Annotated in this window: 2 protein-coding genes; one reads left to right on the forward strand and one right to left on the reverse strand. The window is 58.3% G+C overall.

All coding sequences use genetic code 11. The annotated features are described in order from the left end of the window. Nucleotides 1-889, reverse strand: an 889-nt coding sequence (locus AB4043_RS24450) for a hypothetical protein (protein WP_442308382.1), incomplete at its 3' end; no start/stop codon positions are given. Between the two features lie 193 nt (nt 890-1082). Between AB4043_RS24450 and AB4043_RS24455 the strand changes: the two genes are divergently transcribed. After that, on the forward strand, nt 1083-1757 hold a 675-nt coding region (locus tag AB4043_RS24455), incomplete at its 3' end, for a DUF5127 domain-containing protein (protein ID WP_442308383.1).

Genomic DNA, 1757 nt, shown 5'->3' on the forward strand with positions numbered 1-1757 from the left:
TGGTTAGGTCAGCCTGTCGCATGGTGAGTTTGCCGAAGTCGAGTGAACCGCCAACCAGCCGCAGAAAGTTATGCCACTGCGCCAGTTTCTCCTCGTCCATGTTGGCGTTGCCGTAGACGACCTTCAGATCGTCGTTCGAAAGTGTGACGCTGCTGATCTGTCCATGAATGTGGGGCGGCGGCAGAAAGCGTTGCGTATCGAGGTAGAGATCGTTGTCCGAGACCAGAACGCCGGCGACACCGGATTTGGGAACCAGGTCTTCGGCGTTGACGTGAAAGACACTGAGCAGGCCCTTCATCGGAATCTTGAGGACACTGATCTTGTTCAGATGGAACTTCAGGCGTCCATCCGGGAGAGGAGACAGGGCCCCTTGGAGCTGCACTGGCAGTGGCATCAGTTTGTGCAGCGTTCCATGAAGTTGAATCTGCCCGTCCTTGTTTTCAATGGAGACGCCGGTCAGCGGCGGTTTTCCCGACTCTCCGGAGTTGATGTAGTCCGCGATATCGGCCAGTTTGACATGGATGAAGCCTTTTTCAATCTCTAGCAGGAATGACTCCGGCAGGTCGAAGGAAGGATTCTGGCCTGTACGGGTAGAGCGCAACTGCCCACGGATCCAGCGGACGTAGACGCGGAAGTGCGGGCCTTTGCGAAGGATCAGGTTATGCGCGTAGAGGCGTGTAGGTTCGTGAGCATCCATTGCAGGCAGTGTGCCCGCAGGAGCCGCGGAGTCAGCGTGCAGAATGTATGCACGGCTTTGGCGTCCCAGCCAGAAGACGACGACAAACGCTACGAAAGCGAGCAAGCTCCAGGCGACCGCGCGTGGAGGAGGGCGCAGGATCATCCGTAGATAGATGCGGAAGAATGAATTTTCTTTTTGTTTCTCTCGCATGAAAAATTTCGTGTGAGCGTGCCGTACGGCTCTGTCGGCTAGAGCATTTCTCCTGTAGGTGTAGTGTAGGGATTCCGTATCTATGGGCGTTTTCCGCAATGAAAACGCCGCTGCACTCCCCTTCCGGGCTACCCAGCAACAGGAGAAATGCTCTAGTGGTCATTTCGGCGAGCGCTCCTGTACCCTGCTGGGCATGGCCATAAAGACGTTTGTGGCGGCACTGGCCGCCCTGCTCCCCCTGTCTGCGGCGGCGTTCGCCCAGAATGAACGGAACCCGGCAACTCCTCTCATTGCGTTTGATCCTTACTTCAGCGTCTGGTCGATGGCAGATCATCTCACTGACCAGAACACCAGGCATTGGACCGGAACGGAGATGCCGATGCGCGGCTATCTTCGCGTCGACGGTAACGCGTATCGCTGGATGGGGCGGAGCCCGGGATCGGTTGCGGCGATGGAGCAGAAGGCTCTGCACGTGACACCGACGCAGACGGAGTACACCTTTGAGGGTGGCGGAGTTCGGCTGCAGGCGATCTTTCTTTCTCCGAGCCTGCCAAATGATCTGGAGCTGCTGGCACGGCCGGTCACCTATCTGACCTGGCAGATTTCTGCCACCGACAGCAAGCCGCACGCAGTCGAGCTTTATCTGGGTGTCGATACGCGTATTGCAGTGGATTCACCGGACCAGCAAGTGACGTGGCATCGCGCCCGAGTGGGCGGGATGGATGTGTTGAGTGCTGGCTCCGTGGAGCAGAGAGCCCTGGCGCGTGCGGGCGATAATCTGCGCGCCGACTGGGGATACTTCCATCTTGCGGTTCCTGCGGAGACGCAGGCGATAACCTCGATCGGTGCCGACAGCGCAGCGGTGTAC

It is taken from the genome of Terriglobus sp. YAF25, assembly GCF_052113305.1.
Classification (GTDB): Bacteria; Acidobacteriota; Terriglobia; order Terriglobales; family Acidobacteriaceae; genus Terriglobus.